This window comes from Actinomycetospora atypica (assembly GCF_042653685.1).
Classification (GTDB): Bacteria; Actinomycetota; Actinomycetes; order Mycobacteriales; family Pseudonocardiaceae; genus Actinomycetospora; species Actinomycetospora atypica.
Genome location: NZ_JBHSIV010000018.1, coordinates 91,995 through 109,794, shown reverse-complemented (window position 1 = coordinate 109,794; position 17,800 = coordinate 91,995). Strand labels below are relative to the sequence as shown.

General features: G+C 74.0%; 18 protein-coding genes. 15 read left to right on the top strand and 3 right to left on the bottom strand.

Annotated features, from left to right (window positions below; genetic code table 11):
• The 6 genes from ACFPBZ_RS17430 to fabI all read left to right on the top strand — a co-directional run.
• Positions 1-567: NlpC/P60 family protein (locus ACFPBZ_RS17430; RefSeq protein ID WP_378037347.1), on the top strand; the 567-nt coding region annotated here is incomplete at its 5' end.
• A 127-nt stretch (positions 568-694) separates the two neighbouring features.
• Entirely contained in the window at positions 695-1,834 is a 1,140-nt protein-coding gene (locus ACFPBZ_RS17425) for an AAA family ATPase (protein ID WP_378037346.1), read from the top strand.
• 197 nt (positions 1,835-2,031) lie between these two features.
• A complete protein-coding gene (locus ACFPBZ_RS17420; RefSeq protein ID WP_378037356.1) occupies positions 2,032-2,925 on the top strand; it encodes a DUF58 domain-containing protein in 894 nt (297 codons plus the stop codon).
• Position 2,926: 1 nt separating this feature from the next.
• The gene (locus ACFPBZ_RS17415) at positions 2,927-3,895 is read left to right on the top strand and encodes a VWA domain-containing protein (RefSeq protein ID WP_378037345.1); all 969 of its coding nucleotides are present in this window, start codon (positions 2,927-2,929) and stop codon (positions 3,893-3,895) included.
• Between the two features lie 119 nt (positions 3,896-4,014).
• Complete coding sequence (gene fabG / locus ACFPBZ_RS17410) at positions 4,015-4,719, top strand: 3-oxoacyl-ACP reductase FabG (protein WP_378037344.1); 705 nt, start codon at positions 4,015-4,017, stop codon at positions 4,717-4,719.
• A gap of 85 nt (positions 4,720-4,804) precedes the next feature.
• Positions 4,805-5,569 (top strand): enoyl-ACP reductase FabI, encoded by a 765-nt coding sequence (fabI, locus tag ACFPBZ_RS17405; RefSeq protein ID WP_378037343.1) that lies wholly within the window; start codon positions 4,805-4,807, stop codon positions 5,567-5,569.
• A 435-nt stretch (positions 5,570-6,004) separates the two neighbouring features.
• On the opposite strand, the gene ACFPBZ_RS17400 is transcribed toward fabI, so the two are convergent.
• The gene (locus tag ACFPBZ_RS17400) at positions 6,005-6,703 is read right to left on the bottom strand and encodes a M50 family metallopeptidase (RefSeq protein WP_378037342.1); all 699 of its coding nucleotides are present in this window, start codon (positions 6,701-6,703) and stop codon (positions 6,005-6,007) included.
• Positions 6,704-6,846: 143 nt separating this feature from the next.
• Between ACFPBZ_RS17400 and ACFPBZ_RS17395 the strand changes: the two genes are divergently transcribed.
• Positions 6,847-7,917, top strand: coding sequence for a ferrochelatase (locus tag ACFPBZ_RS17395; protein WP_378037341.1), 1,071 nt, complete (start codon positions 6,847-6,849; stop codon positions 7,915-7,917).
• Between the two features lie 64 nt (positions 7,918-7,981).
• Here the strand turns inward: ACFPBZ_RS17395 and ACFPBZ_RS17390 are convergent, their stop codons facing one another.
• A complete protein-coding gene (locus ACFPBZ_RS17390; protein ID WP_378037340.1) occupies positions 7,982-8,773 on the bottom strand; it encodes a hypothetical protein in 792 nt (263 codons plus the stop codon).
• A gap of 91 nt (positions 8,774-8,864) precedes the next feature.
• On the opposite strand from ACFPBZ_RS17390, the gene ACFPBZ_RS17385 reads away from it, so the two are divergent.
• The 7 genes from ACFPBZ_RS17385 to ACFPBZ_RS17355 all read left to right on the top strand — a co-directional run bounded on the left by ACFPBZ_RS17385 (position 8,865) and on the right by ACFPBZ_RS17355 (position 16,372).
• Positions 8,865-9,812, top strand: a complete 948-nt coding sequence (locus ACFPBZ_RS17385; RefSeq protein ID WP_378037355.1) for a DUF3097 family protein — start codon at positions 8,865-8,867, stop codon at positions 9,810-9,812.
• A 25-nt stretch (positions 9,813-9,837) separates the two neighbouring features.
• A complete protein-coding gene (locus tag ACFPBZ_RS17380; RefSeq protein ID WP_378037339.1) occupies positions 9,838-10,275 on the top strand; it encodes an NfeD family protein in 438 nt (145 codons plus the stop codon).
• Positions 10,276-10,280: 5 nt separating this feature from the next.
• Complete coding sequence (locus ACFPBZ_RS17375; protein ID WP_378037338.1) at positions 10,281-11,462, top strand: SPFH domain-containing protein; 1,182 nt, start codon at positions 10,281-10,283, stop codon at positions 11,460-11,462.
• Between the two features lie 154 nt (positions 11,463-11,616).
• Positions 11,617-13,266: a glutamate--tRNA ligase gene (locus tag ACFPBZ_RS17370; RefSeq protein ID WP_378037337.1), complete on the top strand. Its 1,650-nt coding sequence runs from the start codon at positions 11,617-11,619 to the stop codon at positions 13,264-13,266.
• Between the two features lie 10 nt (positions 13,267-13,276).
• Positions 13,277-13,762 (top strand): PH domain-containing protein, encoded by a 486-nt coding sequence (locus tag ACFPBZ_RS17365; protein ID WP_378037336.1) that lies wholly within the window; start codon positions 13,277-13,279, stop codon positions 13,760-13,762.
• Positions 13,759-15,345: a PH domain-containing protein gene (locus tag ACFPBZ_RS17360; RefSeq protein ID WP_378037335.1), complete on the top strand. Its 1,587-nt coding sequence runs from the start codon at positions 13,759-13,761 to the stop codon at positions 15,343-15,345. The genes ACFPBZ_RS17365 and ACFPBZ_RS17360 overlap by 4 nt, the downstream gene beginning before the upstream one ends.
• 22 nt (positions 15,346-15,367) lie before the next feature.
• Positions 15,368-16,372: a DUF3616 domain-containing protein gene (locus ACFPBZ_RS17355; protein WP_378037334.1), complete on the top strand. Its 1,005-nt coding sequence runs from the start codon at positions 15,368-15,370 to the stop codon at positions 16,370-16,372.
• Between the two features lie 24 nt (positions 16,373-16,396).
• Here the strand turns inward: ACFPBZ_RS17355 and ACFPBZ_RS17350 are convergent, their stop codons facing one another.
• A complete protein-coding gene (locus tag ACFPBZ_RS17350) occupies positions 16,397-17,125 on the bottom strand; it encodes a TSUP family transporter (RefSeq protein ID WP_378037333.1) in 729 nt (242 codons plus the stop codon).
• A gap of 116 nt (positions 17,126-17,241) precedes the next feature.
• Between ACFPBZ_RS17350 and ACFPBZ_RS17345 the strand changes: the two genes are divergently transcribed.
• Positions 17,242-17,799 (top strand): hypothetical protein, encoded by a 558-nt coding sequence (locus ACFPBZ_RS17345; RefSeq protein WP_378037332.1) that lies wholly within the window; start codon positions 17,242-17,244, stop codon positions 17,797-17,799.
• Position 17,800: the final 1 nt, after the last annotated feature.

The following is a 17,800-nucleotide window of genomic DNA, read 5'->3' as shown; positions in this document are numbered from 1 at the left end:
GCCGACGCCGCCCGGCGTGCGGCCGCCCGGGCCCGGCTGGCCGCGAAGCCCGCCCCGGCCGCCGTCACCCCGGCCCCGGCCCCGGCGTCGTCGGGACCCGCCCCCACCACGACCCCGGCGCCGCCGGCCCCGGAGCCCGCCGAGGACCCGGTCCGGATCGTCATCGACCGGGCGCTCTCCGAGCTGGGCACCACCTACGCGTGGGGCGGCGGGAACGGCGAGGGCCCCACCCGCGGCATCCGCGACGGCGGCACCGCGGACGCCTTCGGCGACTTCGACCGGATCGGCTTCGACTGCTCGGGACTGATGATCTACGCGTTCGCGGGGGTCGGGAAGCAGCTCCCGCACTACTCGGGCTACCAGGCCGAGGCCGGGCGGAAGGTCCCGCTCGACGAGCGCCGCCCCGGCGACATGCTCTTCTGGGCCGACGGCGACGGCATCCACCACGTGGCGCTCTACCTCGGGGACGACCAGATGGTGGAGGCCCCGGAGTCGGGCAAGGTGGTCCGGATGACCCCGGTGCGGTTCGACGCCGAGCTCGTCCCCACCGTCACCCGACTGCTCTGAGCGGTACTCACCGTGACCACACCGCTCGCGCCGTGTGCTTGGGGCCCGACACGCTGTCGGGGGTGGTGGGTACCGTCACGCCCGACGTCAGTAGGGGCCAGTACGTGATCGAGATGGAGACGCGGCAGTGACGACACCGTCCGGGGCGCAGTCGGATCAGCCGTCCACGCCGGCGCACGACGCCGAGCAGCTCGAACGCACCGTGCTCGAGGTCAAGCGGGTCATCGTCGGGCAGGACCGGCTGGTCGAGCGGATGCTCGTCGGCCTGCTCGCCCGGGGCCACCTGCTGCTCGAGGGCGTGCCGGGCGTGGCGAAGACGCTCGCCGTCGAGACGTTCGCGACGGTGGTCGGCGGCTCCTTCGCGCGCATCCAGTTCACGCCCGACCTCGTGCCGTCGGACATCCTCGGCACCCGGATCTACCGCCAGGGCCGTGAGGCGTTCGACGTCGAGCTCGGCCCGGTCGTGTCGAACTTCGTGCTCGCCGACGAGATCAACCGCGCGCCCGCGAAGGTGCAGTCGGCGATGCTCGAGGTGATGGCCGAGCGCAAGGTGTCGATCGGCGGGGTCAGCCACCCGATGCCCGACCCGTTCCTCGTGCTCGCCACGCAGAACCCCATCGAGAACGAGGGCGTCTACCCGCTGCCCGAGGCCCAGCGCGACCGGTTCCTGTTCAAGATTCTCGTCGAGTACCCCACGGCCGACGAGGAGCGCGAGATCGTCTACCGCATGGGGGTGCGCCCGCCGACGCCGCACACGGTGCTCGACGCCGCGGAGCTGCGCCGCCTGCAGGACGTCGCCTCGCAGGTGTTCGTCCACCACGCCCTGGTCGACTACGTGGTCCGCCTGGTCGTGGCCACCCGGTCGCCGGGCGAGCACGGCATGGCCGACGTCGCCGGCTGGGTCGCCTACGGGGCCTCGCCGCGCGCGTCGCTCGGCATCATCTCCGCCTCCCGGGCGCTCGCCCTCGTCCGCGGGCGGGACTACGTGCTGCCCCAGGACGTCGTAGACATCGCACCCGACGTGCTGCGCCACCGCCTGGTCCTGTCCTACGACGCGCTCGCCGACGGCGTCCCGGTCGACCACGTGGTCACCCGCCTGCTGCAGACGGTGCCGCTGCCCCAGGTCAGCGCCCGTCCCGTCGCGGTCACCGGCCCGGCGTCGCAGGCCCCCCAGCAGGGAGCGGCGCCGCAGGGCCCGCAGCAGGGGCCGAGCCAGCAGGGACCGACCCAGCACGGTGGCGGGCCCCAGGCGGCGGCCGGCTCGTGAGCTCCGCGGAGTCCGGCCCCTCGTGGTGGCCGCGGCTGCTCGGGCGCCTGGGGGTCGCGCCCGAGGGCCGTGACCGGGAGCCCGACGAGGCCCGTCCCGCCTCTCCGGGCGCCGACGTGGTCCCGCCGCGGCGGGGCGGGCCCGCCGAGCCGCACCCGCCCTCGCTCGCGCCCGACGGCGCGCACCTCCAGGCCGCCCTGCGCACCCTCGAGCTGACGGTCCGCCGCCGCCTCGACGGCCTCCTGCAGGGCAACCACCTCGGGCTCGTCCCCGGACCGGGCTCCGAGGCGGGCGACGCGCGGGTCTACCAGCCCGGCGACGACGTGCGGCGCATGGACTGGTCGGTCACCGCCCGCACGTCCGAGCCCCACATCCGCGAGACGATCGCCGACCGCGAGCTCGAGACCTGGCTGGTCGTCGACCTCTCGCCGAGCCTCGACTTCGGCACGGGCGGGTGCGAGAAGCGCGACCTCGCGGTGGCGGCGTGCTCGGCGGTCGTGCACCTGACGCAGGGCGGGGGGAACCGGATCGGGGCGGTCGTCGCGAACGGGACGGGCCTCGTCCGGCTGCCCGCCCGCGGCGGCTCGGCGCACGTCCACGGCCTCATGCGCCGCATCGCGTCCACGCCCCGCGCCCCCGAGGGCACTCGCGGCGACCTCGTGGGGGCCCTCGAGGCGCTGCGCAACCCGCCCCGGCGGCGGGGCCTCGTCGTCGTGATCTCGGACTTCCTCGGCGACGCCGACTGGGAGCGGGCCCTGCGCGGCCTCGCGGTGCGCCACGACGTGCTCGCCATCGAGGTGGGCGACCTGCGCGACGAGGAGCTGCCCGACGTCGGCACCGTGGTGCTCGCCGACCCCGAGTCGGGGCACTCCCGCGAGGTCACCACCACGCCCACCCTGCGGCGCCGCTTCGCCGCCGAGGCCGCGGCCCACCGCGAGCGGGTGGCGACGGCGCTGCGCGCCTGCGGGGCCGGGCACCTGCGGCTGCGCACCGACCGCGACTGGATCGCCGACGTGGTCCGGTTCGTCGTGGCCCGCAAGCGCGGCTGGTCGGGTCAGAGCAGTGCGCCCGTCGTCTCCGGGAGGGGCTGAGGTGTTCTCCCACCCCTGGTGGCTGCTGGCGCTGCTCGTCGTCGCGGCGCTCACCGCGGCCTACGTGTGGAACGAGCGCCGCCGGCGCCGGAACACGATGCGCTTCACGAACCTCGGCGTGCTCGAGAAGATCGCGCCGAAGCGCCCCGGGCGGCTCCGCCACGCGCCCGTCGCCCTCGTCCTGGTCGCCCTGACCTGCCTCGTGATCGCGCTCGCCGGCCCGCTCGCCACCGAGCAGGTGCCCCGCAACCGGGCCACCGTGATGCTCGCGATCGACGTCTCGCTCTCCATGCGCGCCACCGACGTGAGCCCCAGCCGGCTGCAGACCGCCCAGCAGGCCGCGACCGAGTTCGTCGACCAGCTGCCGCCGGGGATCAACCTCGGGCTCGTCTCGTTCGCCGGCACCGCGACCGTGCTGGTGTCCCCGACGCGCGACCGGGAGACCGTGAAGCGCGGGATCGCGACGCTGCAGCTCGCCGAGTCGACCGCCACCGGCGAGGCGATCCAGGCCTCGCTGTCGTCGATCCGGTCGATCGCCACCCAGATCCAGGGGCCCGAGGAGCCGCCGCCCGGCCGGGTCATCCTGCTCTCCGACGGCAAGCAGACGATCCCGTCCGACCTCGACGCCCCCCGCGGCGCGTTCACCGCCGCCGACCAGGCCAAGCAGCAGAACGTCCCCATCTCGGCGATCTCGTTCGGCACCGACTACGGCGAGATCGAGATCGAGGGCCGCCCGGTCCCGGTCCCGGTGGCCGACTCCGACATGCAGGAGATCGCCCGCCGCTCGGGCGGCGACTTCTCCAAGGCCGCCACCCAGCAGGACCTGCGCGCCACCTACGACACGTTGCGCGAACAGATCGGCTACGAGTCGCAGGAGGTCGACACCGGCGCGGACTGGCTGATGGCGGGCACGATCCTCGTCGTGCTGGGCCTCGGCACGGCGTTCGCGCTCGGCGCCCGCCTGCCCTGAGACGTGACGCATCTCCGTCGTTCGCCCCTACCTGTCGGTAGCCGCTAGCGTTCGCGCCGACCGACCGGGGTCGAGCTCCGCTGCGCTTCGTCTCCCGCCGCCGACGTTGGAGGAGATGCGTGAGCCGGGTCGTGCTCGTGACCGGAGGAAACCGGGGCATCGGCCTCGCGATCGCGCAGGAGCTCGCCGCCCGCGGCGACACCGTCGTGATCACCCACCGCAGCGGCGAGCCGCCGGAGGGCCTGCACGGCGTCATCTGCGACGTCACCGACTCCGCCGCCGTCGACGCCGCGTTCTCGCAGGTGGAGTCGGAGCACGGGCCGGTCGAGGTCGTCGTCGCGAACGCGGGGGTGACCCAGGACGGGCTGCTCATGCGGATGCCCGAGGACGCCTTCACCGCCGTCCTCGACGCCAACCTCACCGGCGCCTGGCGGGTCACCCAGCGCGCCACGCGCGGGATGATGAAGGCCCGGTTCGGGCGGCTGATCTACATCTCGAGCGTCGTCGGCATGACCGGCGCGCCCGGCCAGGTCAACTACGCGGCCTCGAAGGCGGGCCTCGTCGGGATGGCGCGGTCGGTGGCCCGGGAGCTCGGCGGGCGGGGGATCACCGCGAACGTGGTCGCCCCCGGGTACGTCGACACCGACATGACCGCGGACCTCACCGACAAGCGTCGCGAGGAGATGATGGCCGCGATCCCGCTCGGGCGTACCGCCCAGGCCGGGGAGATCGCCAAGGCCGTCGCCTTCCTCGCCTCCGACGACGCCGGCTACATCACCGGCGCCGTCCTCCCGGTCGACGGTGGCGTCGGCATGGGCCACTAGGTGCCTCCGGCTCGTGAGCACTTTCCGGGGCCATAGCCCCGGAAAGTGCTCACGGGGCCTCCGGCCACATCGACAAGGAGTTCTCGTGGGTCTGCTCGACGGCAAGCGCATCCTGGTCACCGGGATCATCACCGACGCCTCGATCGCGTTCCACGCGGCGAAGGCGGCGCAGGAGGCCGGCGCCACCGTGGTGCTCACCGGCTTCGGCCGGGTCTCGCTCGTGAAGCGGATCGCCCAGCGACTCCCGCACGAGGCGCCGGTCATCGAGCTCGACGTGCAGAACCAGGAGCACCTCGACGGGCTGGCCGACGCCGTCCGCGAGCACGTCGACGGCCTCGACGGCGTGCTGCACTCCATCGGCTTCGCCCCGATGGACGCCCTGGGCGGCAACTTCCTCAACACCGAATGGAAGGACGTCGCCACCGCGGTCGAGGTGTCGGCGTACTCCTTCAAGTCGCTTGCCATGGCGTGCCGGCCGCTGCTCGGGCGCGGGTCGTCGCTGGTCGGGATGGACTTCGACAACACCGTCGCCTGGCCCGGCTACGACTGGATGGGCGTCGCCAAGGCGGCCCTCGAGTCGACGATGCGCTACCTCGCCCGCGACCTCGGCCCCGACGGCATCCGCGCCAACCTCGTCGCCGCCGGCCCGGTCCGGACGATGGCCGCGAAGTCGATCCCGGGCTTCGACACCTTCGAGGAGGCCTGGATCCAGCGGGCGCCCCTGGGCTGGGACCTCGCCGACCCCACCCCGGTCGCCAAGACGATCTGCGCCCTGCTCTCCGACTGGATGCCTGCGACCACCGGCGAGGTCGTCCACGCCGACGGCGGCTACCACGCGATGGGTGCCTGACTCTTCCGGCTGAGCGCTGAAGGCTCCCGCAGCCACCGTCAGCGCCCCCTCACCGGGTTGCGCTACGCACACGGCCAGCTCGGCACGACTCGCGGCCCACACCGGCGTTGCGCCCCGCATACGGCCAGCTCGGCTCGATCTACCCAGCTCCGGCGTTGCGCCCCGCACACGGCCAGCTCGGCTCGATCTGCTCAGCTCCGGCGTTGCGTCCCGCAACGCGACGTCCGTCCGATCAGTGACTCCGCCTGGCCGTGTGCGTGGCACACACGGTCCATCGCGCAGCGGGGCCCGCTGATGAACGTGCGGTCCGCCGCGCCGTCGCGGCACGGGCCACGGCGGGTCGGCAGCTCGGCTGCATGATCAGCACGACCGGTCGCGGAGGGCCCTCGAGCACGGCCACGAAGGGCGCTGGCCGACCGGTCGACGTGATCTTCGTCAGACCCGCTCGTCGAACGGCCAGACCCCGTCGGGCCAGCCGTCCCCGACGAACAGCAGCCGAGCTCCGGCGTACAGGCTCACCAACGCCACGGCCAGCCAGAACCCCTGCCACACGATCGTCGGGATCAAAGTGGCGCGTGCCATCTGTGCGGCGCACGTTTTCTCCGCACGGCTCATCCGCACGGCTTGATAGACCCCTCCAAGCAGCAGCAACCAGACGATCCCTGCCGCCACCGTGAGCTGGAGTAGAGACGACCCCCGCCACAGGACCAGGAGCACTGCCCCGAGGAGCAGAGCGGTGAAGATGTTCGCCGACACCTCTCCGGCGTAGAGGAACGCTCCGAACAGGAGGATCGCGGCAACCACGAGAACGCCCCAGGCGTTTCCTCCTGCGAGAACCGCCGCGCCGGCCACACCCAACAGCGGCGGTGTGAGGAACCCGGCGACGAGCGTGAGGAGGAGCCCGGGTCCCCACCCCGTCTTGACGCCCCGGGTCTCCGTTCCCTTGTCGGTGTAGCGCCACGAACTGAAGCCGCGGAACGTCAGCACGGCCATGACCATGTGGCCGCCCTCGTGGGCCACCGACACGATCGGACTGGCCAGAGCGGTCGCGAAGACCACGATGAGAAGCGCGAAGAGACCTGCGCCGTAGACGACCGGCTCACCCACGATCGATACGTCGATCAGCTCATCCATCTCGCCCCCCGGCGGTACGACGAGCCCCCCTCGCCGCACTGTGTGAGAGAAGGTAGAGCTGATCACCCGTCCGAGGGATCGGCCGAACGGAGCAGTTCGAGGTCACAAGTGGCAGGTCGGCCGCATCGGGGAACGATGGGGGAGTGAGCACCACCCCGTACGACGCCGTCCTCGTCCTGTCCTTCGGTGGCCCGGAGGCCCGCGACGAGGTCCGCCCCTTCCTCGAGAACGTCACGCGCGGGCGCGGCGTGCCGCCCGAGCGCCTCGACGAGGTCGAGGAGCACTACCAGCACTTCGGTGGCGTGAGCCCGATCAACGCCCTCAACCGGGAACTCGTCGCCGCCCTGCGCCGCGAGCTGACCGACGCCGGGCTCGAGCTGCCCGTCTACTTCGGCAACCGCAACTGGCACCCCTTCGCCGAGGACACCGTCACCGAGATGGCGAACGACGGGGTGCGCAACGCTCTCGTGCTCGCGACCAGCGCCTACGGCGGCTACTCGGCCTGCCGGCAGTACCACGAGGACATCGCCCGGGCCCGCGAGGCGGCGACCGAGCGCACCGGCGGGGCGCCGGACCTGACGAAGCTGCGCCACTTCTACGACCACCCGTTGTTCGTCGAGTCCGTGGCCGACGGGGTCCGGGCGGCGCGGGAAAAGCTGGACGCGGGGCACGACGCCCGCCTCGTCTTCACCGCGCACTCGATCCCGATCTCGGCCGACGAGACGGCCGGGCTCCCCGACGAGGGCGGGCACCGCTACTCCCGGCAGATGGCCGAGGCCGCACAGCTGGTCGCCGACGCGGTCGGCGCGACGGACCACGACCTGGTGTGGCAGTCGCGCTCGGGGCCGCCGCAGATCCCGTGGCTGGAGCCCGACATCGTCGACCACCTCGACACGCTGCACGGCAAGGGCGTGCGCGCGGTCGTCGTGAGCCCGGTCGGCTTCGTCTCCGACCACCTCGAGGTGGTGTGGGACCTCGACAACGAGGCGGCCGAGCACGCCGAGGAGATCGGGATCGGCTTCGCGCGGGCGGGGAGCGCCGGGTCGGACCCGCGCTTCGTCCGGATGATCGTCGAGCTGATCCGCGAACAGGTCGAGGGCGCCGAGGCGAGGACGCTGGGGTCCGCTCCGCGCGCCGGGGTCGGCTGCAACGGCTCGCTGTGCGCGCCCGGGTGCTGCGAACCCCCGGTCCGGCGTCGCCCCGCATCGTCGTGAAGGAGCCAAGGGCACTCTCGCGCACGTAGAAGCAGCGAGAGTGCCGCTCGCTCCAAGAACCCCCTCAGGCGGCCGTCAGCACCCGCACCGTCTCGGCGACCGCCGCCACCCGCGCCGCGCGGACAGCGGTCGCGAGCGGGCGCAGGGCGTCGGTACGGGCCAGCGCGGCCGACGAGGTGAGCGCGCCGCCCGGGTCGTCCCCGGTCGCTGCGACGAGGATCGCCTCGACCTCGTCGGCGTGCTGCAGCACCCGCAGCGGGCGGCCGGGGGTGCCGGCGGGCCAGCTGGGCTGGGGTCGGCGGCGCAGGCTGGCCGCGATCTCCTCGCGCACCCCGTCGCGGGGCCGGGCGACGTTCATCTCCGCCAGGGTCGAGGCGGCGTCGCGGACGCCGGCGCGCAGGTCGTGCTCCGCGTCGGCGAGGGACGGGTGCGCCTGCGGCGGGACGTTCGCGACGACGTGGACGGTCCAGCGCAGCACCCCGTCGGCGACGGGCGCGGGCACCACGGCGAGCCCCGCCCCCGCGAACACCGTGCACTCGCCGGCGGTCAGCGCCGCGGTGCGGAGGTCGTCGGGACCGGGGAGCCCCCGGACGTCGCCCGCGGCGGGCAGCACCACCCGCGCGTCGAGCCCGAGCGGCCCGACGCGGCGCCGCAGCAGCACGAGCAGCGCCCCGAGGCCCTCGCCGGCGTGGTCGGGGGTGGGCAGGTCGGTCTCGGCCGCGACCCCGAAATCGGCCGCGACGACGTCGTGCGCCTCCGACCACGGGGCCAGGGCGTCGAGGACGTCGTCGGCGGCAGCGGCCCCGGCGATCCAGGCCGCGCTCCACACCGCCAGGGACGCGCTCGCAGCAGGCATGCCGACCAGGGTAAGCACGCGTGTCGCGGAGCGATGATCGGTGCCCCGACGATTAGCGTCGTCCGCCGTGGCGAGGACACAGGGCCGGGGCATGAACGGCTCGGGCGGCGAGGCGGGTTTCCGGACGACGGGCGGCGTCGGCCGGGCGCCGATGGGCGCCAAGCAGGGCGGTCCGTCGAGCGGTGCCGGGCGCTCCGGCGGGCTGCCGGGAGACGGAGCGAAGCGGAGCTCGACCTCGTTGCCCGGCCTCACGAGCCACAAGCCCAAGGTCGAGATCCTCACCGTCGAGGCCGAGCCCGGCCTCGTCGTCGAGGACGCCACCGGCAGCTTCTGCGGCGCGGTCATCCGCGCCGACGTGCGCGAGGTGGTGCTCGAGGACGCCGCGGGCCGCCGACGGCTGTTCCCGATGAAGCCCGCGTCGTTCCTCTACGAGGGTCGGCTCGCCACACTGACCCCGCCGCGGCCGCGGACGGCACCCGAGCAGAAGCGGTCGGCCTCCGGGTCGGTGCGCGCCGACGACCGCCGCGCCAAGGTCGCACTGCCGCACCGCATCTGGGTGGAGGGTCTGCACGACGCCGCGATCGTCGAGCGCGTGTGGGGCCACGACCTGCGGGTGGAGGGCGTCGTCGTCGAGCCCCTGCACGGGGCGGACGTGCTGGTGGAGGCCGCCCGGGAGTTCGCCCCCGGGCCCGACCGCAAGCTCGGCGTCCTCGTCGACCACCTCGTGACGGGCTCGAAGGAGTCGCGGATCGCCGACGGGCTGCGTCGCGAGCTCGGCCCGGCCGCCCAGTACGTCCAGGTGCTCGGCCACCCCTACGTCGACATCTGGGAGGCCGTGAAGCCCTCGGTGGTCGGCATCCGGGCGTGGCCCAAGGTGCCCCGCGGGATCGACTGGAAGACCGGCGTGTGCCAGGCGCTGGGCTGGGGCGACGACCGCGACGGTGCCCGCCGGGTGCTCGGCGCCGTGTCGACGTGGACCGACCTCGAGACGCCGCTGATCACGTCGATGGAACAGCTGATCGACTTCGTCACGACCTGACGCCGGATCCGGCAGACTGAGCGGTGTGATCCCGCTCATCTGGGCGATCGCGGGGGTTCTGCTCGTCGTCGCCGAAGTGCTGTCCGGCGACCTCGTGCTGGCCATGCTCGGCGCCGCCGCGCTGGGGACCGCCGGGGCGTCCGCGCTCGGGGTCCCCCTGGGGCCCGACCTCGCCGTGTTCGCCGTGCTCAGCGGGCTGCTCGTGCTCCTGGTGCGCCCGGCCGTGAACCGGCGGCTGCGGGGGCACGAGACCGTCAACACCGGCACCCGGGCCCTTCTCGGCGTCCGGGCCGAGGTGGAAGAGGCGATCACCGCCCGCACCGGCACCGTCCGGATCCGCGGCGCCCTGTGGTCCGCCCGGGCCCTGCACGACGACGACATCGCGGCCGGCACCGCCGTCACGGTCGTCGAGATCTCGGGGGCGACGGCCGTCGTCACCGCCGCCGACCCCGGAAGGGGGTGAGGACCGTGGGAACCGTCCTCCTCGTGTTCCTGGTGCTCGTGCTGATCCTCGTGGTCGTCACGGTCGCCAAGAGTGTGACCGTCGTCCGCCAGGCCGAGGCCGCCGTCATCGAGCGCCTCGGCCGCTACCAGCGCACCGCCGAGCCCGGCCTGACGTTCCTGGTGCCGTTCATCGACCGCATCCGCGAGCGGGTGGCGCTCTGGGAACAGGTCGTCTCGTTCCCGCCGCAGCCGGTGATCACCCGCGACAACCTGACGGTGTCGATCGACACCGTCGTCTACTACCAGGTCACCGAACCGCGCAACGCGGTCTACGAGATCAGCGACTACATCAACGGTGTCCAGCAGCTGACCACGACGACGCTGCGGGACGTGGTCGGCGGGATGAGCCTGGAGGAGGCCCTGACCTCCCGCGAGACGATCAACACCGGGCTGCGCCGGGCCCTCGACGACGCCACCGGTCCGTGGGGCCTGCGTGTGGTCCGCGTGGAGCTCAAGGCGATCGACCCGCCGCCGTCGATCCAGGACTCGATGGAGAAGCAGATGCGCGCCGACCGGGAGAAGCGCGCCATGATCCTCACCGCCGAGGGCCACCGCGAGGCGTCCGTGACCGAGGCGCAGGGCAACAAGCAGGCCGCGATCCTCAACGCCGAGGGCGCCAAGCAGTCCGCGATCCTCGAGGCGGAGGCCGACCGGCAGTCGCGGATGCTGCGGGCGCAGGGTGAGCGGGCCGCCCGGTTCTACCAGGCGCAGGGCCAGGCGAAGGCGATCGAGAAGGTGTTCGCCGCGATCAAGGCCGGTAAGCCGACCCCGGAGCTGCTGGCCTACCAGTACCTGCAGACGCTGCCGCAGATGGCGCAGGGCGACGCGAACAAGATGTGGGTGGTGCCGAGCGACTTCGGCAAGGCCCTCGAGGGCTTCACCCGCATGCTCGGGGCGCCGGGGGAGGACGGGGTGTTCCGCTTCCAGCCCTCGCCCGTCGACGACGAGGTCACCACGAAGCGCCCCGGCGACCACGACGACGACGTCGCCGACTGGTTCGACACCCGCACGGACCCCGAGATCGCCGCGGCCGTGGCCAAGGCCGAGGCCATCGCGACCCAGGGCGCCGGAGACGGAGCGCAGCGGAGCTCGACCATCGGTGTCGCGGACGCCGGGTCGAACGGGTCACCGGGGCCGATCGCCTGACGATCGACCGGGGAGCAGGCCAAGATCATCGGGACATGGCGGATCCGGACGCCCAGCCCTCGGATCCGCCACGTTCCGACGATCTTGCTCGAGGAGGAGGTCCAGGGTGGACGAGGAGACGATCGCCCCGAGCTCGACCACTAGCCTGGTGACCATGCTCGATCGCGCCACCGTCGACTCGCTCTTCCCCTCCGACCTGCCCGAGACCTCCGAGTGGGAGCAGCGGTACCCGGCGCGCGCGTCCGATGGGTTCGTCACCCGCTTCGGCCCCAGCCCCACCGGGTTCGTGCACATCGGCGGGATCTACACGGCGATGGTGTCGCGCGACCTCGCCCACTCCACCTCCGGCGTCTACTTCCTGCGCATCGAGGACACCGACCAGGCGCGGGAGGTCGCGGGCGCCGACGTCCAGTTCGCCCGCGCGTTCGACGCCTTCGACCTGCGTCCCGACGAGGGTCCCCTGTCGGCCTCCGGGGAGGACGGCCCCTACGGGCCCTACCGGCAGTCGCAGCGCGGGACGATCTACCTGAGCTTCGTCCGGGACCTCCTGCGCCGCGGTCTGGCCTATCCCGACTTCGCGACGAAGGAGGAGCTCGCCGAGATCTCCGACGCGCAGCGGAAGCTGAAGCTGCCGACCGGCTACTACGGCCGGTGGGCGCCGTGGCGTGACGCCGACGAGGACGAGGTCACTCGCCGGCTCGAGGCGGGCGACCCGTACGTCGTCCGGTTCCGCTCCGAGGGCAAGGTGGGGGAGCGGGTCGCCTTCACCGACCGGCTGCGCGGCCGGGTGGAGGCCGAGGACAACCACAACGACGTCGTCATCCTCAAGACCTCCGCGAACGAGCCCCGGCTGCCGACCTACCACTTCGCCCACGCCGTCGACGACCACCTGATGCGGACCTCGCTGGTCGTCCGCGGCGACGAGTGGCTCTCCTCGGTGCCGACCCACCTGCAGCTGTTCACCGCGCTCGGCTTCGAGCAGGTGCAGTACGCCCACCTCGCGCCGCTGATGAAGCAGGAGGGCAGCTCGCGCCGCAAGCTCTCCAAGCGCAAGGACGACGAGGCCTCGGTCGACTTCTACCTCGAGGCCGGCTACCCCACCGAGGCGGTCCTCTACTACCTGCGGGGGCTCGCGAACTCGCCGCTCGCCGAGGTGCCGCTGGCCGAGGCGCTCGCGACGCCCCTGCAGCTCGACCTCTTCCAGGCTGCCGGGCCGCTGGTCGACATGGTCAAGCTCGCCGACATCTGCGCCGACCACATCGCGACGATGCCCGCCGACCAGGTCCTCGCCGGGGTGCGGGGCTGGGCGGAGACCTACGACTCGGGCCTCGTCGAGGTGCTCGCCGAGAACGAGCAGCTGGCGCTCGCGGCGATCGACGTCGAGCGGGTGGGCGTGGACAACCCGCGCAAGGACCTCGCCCGCTGGTCGGACTTCCGCACCGCCTACGGCTTCTTCTTCCCGGCGCTGTTCGACGACGTCACCGACCCCGCCGACGAGCGGTTCAACGGGCTCGACCCCGCGCTCGTCGCCCGGCTCGCCGAGGACTTCGCCGCCCGCTACGCCCACGAGGGCGACCAGCCTACGTGGTTCCAGCAGGTCCGCGACCTCGCCGAGCGCCACGGCTTCGCCCCGAACCCGAAGAGCTACAAGAAGGACCCCGACGCCTACCCCGGCATGCTCCGCGACGCCGCGAACGTGATCCGGGTGCTGGTCACGGGCGCGCAGCGCAGCCCCGACCTCTACGAGGTCACCCGGGTGCTCGGCGCCGACGAGGTCGCGCGACGAGTCCGCGCCGTCGCGTGAGCACGCCGGCGTGACCGTCCCGCTGCGGCCGCCCCGGGAGGCCCTCGATCCGCGGGTGCGCGCCTGGTGGCGCGTCCACTGCGCGGCGTGGCCGCTGGCGCTCGCGGCCGTCCTGGCGGTGCTGGGGCTGCTGGTCCCGGCGATCGGCTGGTTCCTGCCGCTGGCGGGCGCGGTGGCCGTCGTCGGGCTCGTCGTGGCGGCGGCGTTCCCGGCCTACTGGTACCGGGTGCACCGCTGGGAGGTCACCGAGGACGCCGTCTACACGCGGTCGGGGTTCCTCTGGCAGGAGTGGCGGGCGGCGCCGCTGTCGCGGATCCAGACCGTCGACACCAGCCGCGGGCCGCTCCAGCAGGCCTTCGGCATCTCCGCGCTGGTGGTCACCACCGCGTCCGCGCGGGGCGCGGTCACCGTCGTCGGTCTCGGTCACGAGCGCGCCGCGGAGCTCGCCGAGCGCCTCACCCGCGCGACCCAGGCCGTCCCCGGCGACGCCACGTGACGTCCTCCGAGACCCCCGCAGACCTTCCCGACGACGGCCCGGGGCCGGCCGGGAGCGGGTGGCGGCGGCTGGACGTGCGCACCGTCCTCGCCTCGTCCGTCCTCGCCCTCGGGGCGTGCCTGGCGGGCGGGGTCCCGACGCTGGCCGGGATGCGCCAGGCGGGCGGGACGGCGTTCACGGTCGCGGCGGTGCTGGTGGTGGGCGGGACGATCCTGCTGGTGGGGCTCGCCGCGGTCCTGGAGTACGTGCGGCTGGAGCGCACCCGCTTCCGCATCGGCGCCGACCGCGTCGAGCTGCACACCGGCATCGTCGTGCGGACCCGCAAGGGCCTGGCCCGCGAGCGCGTGCGCACCGTCGAGGTGACCGCCGACCCCGTCCTGCGCCTGCTGGGCCTGGCGACCCTGCGCATCGGCACCGGGCAGCGCAGCTCCGCCACCGACCGCCCGCTCGAGCTGCGGGCCCTGCGCCGCGCCGACGCCGAGTCGGTGCGCCGGGAGCTGCTCGACCGGGACCGTCCCGACGAGGCCGAGCCCAGTCTTGCCGTGGCGACGCCGCGAGGCGACGAGACGCTCGCGGTCCTCGACCCGGGCTGGATCCGCTTCGCCCCGATCTCGGCCCTCACCCCGGCGCTCGGCGTCGCCGCGTTCGGGGCCGTGCTCCAGGGCGCCGACTGGATCGGCCTGCAGCGCACGGTGCTCGACGAGACCGTCGCCGCGGTGCAGGCCCTCGGGTTCGTCGTGTCGCTCCTGGTGGGGCTGGTCGTGGTCGTCGTGGTCGGCACCGTGGGGTCGCTGGCGGTGTTCGTGGAGTCGTGGTGGGCGTTCCGGCTGACGCGCGAGGCCGGGGCCGGGGGCCTCGGGTCGCTGCATGTTCGGCGGGGTCTGCTCACGACGCGCTCGACGACGCTCGAGGAGAACCGGCTGCGCGGGGTCGCGGTGATCGAGCCGCTGGGGGCGCGGGCCCTCGGGGCCGCCCGGCTCGACGCGGTCGCGACCGGGCTCTCGCACGCCGACGGGCAGCGCTCCGACCCGAAGGGGCTGCTGCCGGTCGCGCCCCTCGCGGTCGTCGAACGCGTGGTCGCCGACGTCCTGCGCGAGCCGGCCGCCCCGACGGCCCAGGTGACCCTGCGGCCGCACCCGCCCGCGGCCCGTCGTCGTCGGCTCCGGTGGGGGTGCGCGGCCGGGCTGGTCCCCGCCGTGGTGGTCGCGGTGCTCGCGCTCGGGTTCGGCTCGCTGACCCTGACGGTGACGGCCGCCGTGCTGGCGGTCGTCGGGATCGTCGTGGGGGTGCGGCTCGGCATCGTCGCGCACCGCAACCTGGGCCACGGCCTCGTCGGGACCTACGTGGTGTCGCGGCACGGAGCGCCCGGGCGGCGGACGGTCGCGCTGCGCCGCGACGGGATCCTCACCTGGTCGGTGTCGCAGACGGTGTTCCAGCGGCGGGCCGGGCTCGCGACCCTGTGGTTCACGACCGCCGCGGGCGACGGCCGCTACGGCGTGTTCGACCTGACGGCGGCCGACGCCGTCGCGTTCGCCGTCGAGACGTTGGGCGATCAGCTGGAGCCGTTCCTGTCGGTGGGGTGACCAACGGGCCAGGATGTCCGGCGTGTCCTCCTCACCCGGGCCCGGCCGCGCCACGCTGCACCTCGCCGAGCACACGCACACCTACGGACTCTCCCTCTCCGGGCTCGCCGTCCGCGGCACGACGATGCTGCTCGCCCCCGACGAGGGCGCGGCGCTGGTCGCGCTCACCTCCCACGGCGAGGACGACTGGCACGACCCCGTGGAGCTGCCGCTCTCCGACCTCGTCGACCTGCCCGGCGACGCCGAGGACGAGGTCGACGTCGAGGGCATCGACGTGACGGGATCCTGGGTGTGGGTCACCGGCTCGCACTCGGCCAAGCGCAAGAAGGTGAAGTCCGGGACGCCGCCGGAGAAGGTCGCGAAGCGGCTCCGCAAGGTCAGCGCGGAGGAGCCCCGCCGGCTGCTCGCGCGGCTCCCGCTCGGGGCCGACGGCCGGCCGGGCCCGGGTGGCCTGCGGCTGCCGACGGACCGGCGAGGGCTGTTCGGGGTGCTCGCCGACGACGAGCACCTCGCACCGTTCCTCGGCATCCCGGGCAAGGACAACGGGTTCGACGTCGAGGGTCTGGCGGCGATCTCCGACGAGCGGGTGCTGCTCGGCCTGCGCGGGCCGGTGCTGCGGGGGTGGGCGGTGGTCCTCGAGCTGACGCTGCGCGAGGGGGACGACGAGCTGGAGCTGCGGGACGTGCGCAAGCACTTCCTCGACCTCGGCGGCCTCGGGGTGCGCGACCTCGTGCGCGACGGCGACGACCTGCTCATCCTGGCCGGCCCGACGATGGTGCTGTCCCGTCCGGCGCGCGTGCTGCGGATCCGCGGGGGCGCGCAGGGCCTGCCCGAGGCGGTGGCCCGCGAGGACGTCGAGACCGTCGTCGAGCTGGAGACCGGTGAGGGCGAGGACCACCCGGAGGCGATCGCGGTGCTCGGGCCCGGGTCGTTGCTGGTGCTGCACGACAGTCCGGCCGCCTGGCGCCTCGGCGAGCACTCCGTGACGGGGGACGTCCTGCAGGGGGTGGACGTGGGCCGGGCCTGACACCCGGCCCGGACAGGACGCTCCTCAGAGCTCGACCAGGCCCCGCACCACCGTCGCGAGAGCGCCCAGCGCCGCGACGGCCAGCATCAGACGGCGACCGGTCACGGGGTCGAGGCGCCGGGAGACGGGCCCGCCGAGCAGCACGCCCAGGAGGATCGCCGCGAAGCCGACCACCCAGGTCGTCGCGCCCAGGTCGGGGAGGCCCTTGACGAGCAGCGCGGTCAGGTTGACGGCCAGCAGGACGGCCTGGGCGGTGGGGACGAACGCCGCGCGCTCGATGCGCTGGGAGATCCCGTAGGCCGAGACCAGCGGCCCGCCGACGCCCGCGGTGGCGTTGACGAAGCCGGCCGCCACCCCGGAGGCCAGCCCGCCGGAGGTGCCGCGGAGCACCGCGCCGGCGGCCGGGAGGACCGAGAGCCCCACCCCGACGAGCGCCAGGAGCCCGACCACCACGAGCAGCGGCGCCTCGGGCAGCGTCGCGACGACGAGCGCCCCGAGCGGGACCCCGACGGCGGCCCCGGCGAGCAGCAGCCCGACGGCCGCCCAGCGGGTGTCGCGCCAGGTCTGCACCAGCACCAGCGTGCAGAGCACGCTCTGCAGGGCGTTGCCGAACGAGACGCCGTCCCGCGGACCCAGGGCGGCGACGAGGAACGGTGCCCCGACGAGGGCGAGGCCGAGCCCGGTGGTGCGCTGCAGGGTCGCCCCGAGCGCGAGGGGGACGCCCACCAGCAGGGCCACGACCACGGGGCTCACCGGGAGAGCATGACACTGCGTGGTGGACACGCTGCGTCAGTGGATCTGGCGCGAGAAGGGCTGAACGGGGCATACTCACCGCGTCCGATGCACCCAGAGTGAGAACGAGGTCCGCGATGTTCACCCGCCCCGCCCAGTCGACCCGGTCCCTCGTCGGGAAGGATCTCACCGAGCGTCAGCAGCTGGGTGTCGAACGCAACGATCCGCCCGCCGGTGCGCCGCCGGGCCGGATCGTCGCGCTGCTGGGCCTGGCCACGCTGCTGCTGCTCGGCGGCTGCGGGTCGGGCGGGGCGAGCGCGGAGGTGACGTGCACGAACGGCCAGTGCCGCGCGGTGGTCACCGGGACGCCGGTGGAGGTGTCCGAGTCGACGACGTCGTCGGGCTCGATGGCGCTGGTGATGGGGACCTCGACGGCCCGCCCGAAGCCCTCCTCCTCCTCGAAGCCCTCGACCTCCAAGCCCCGGCCGACCACCCGCCCGACGCACCGGGCCGGGTCGTCGGACGGGCGGGACGAGGTCGACTTCCTGGTCCGGGCGGTCGGGCCCGGCTGGGTGGAGATCGACGAGAACGGCGTCCAGCGGGTGCCGGTGGGGGAGGTCTTCGCCGAGGACGACACGCTCGTCCGCGTCGAGGCCGCCGACGGCGGGACCGCGACGTTCACGTGGCAGCGCTGAT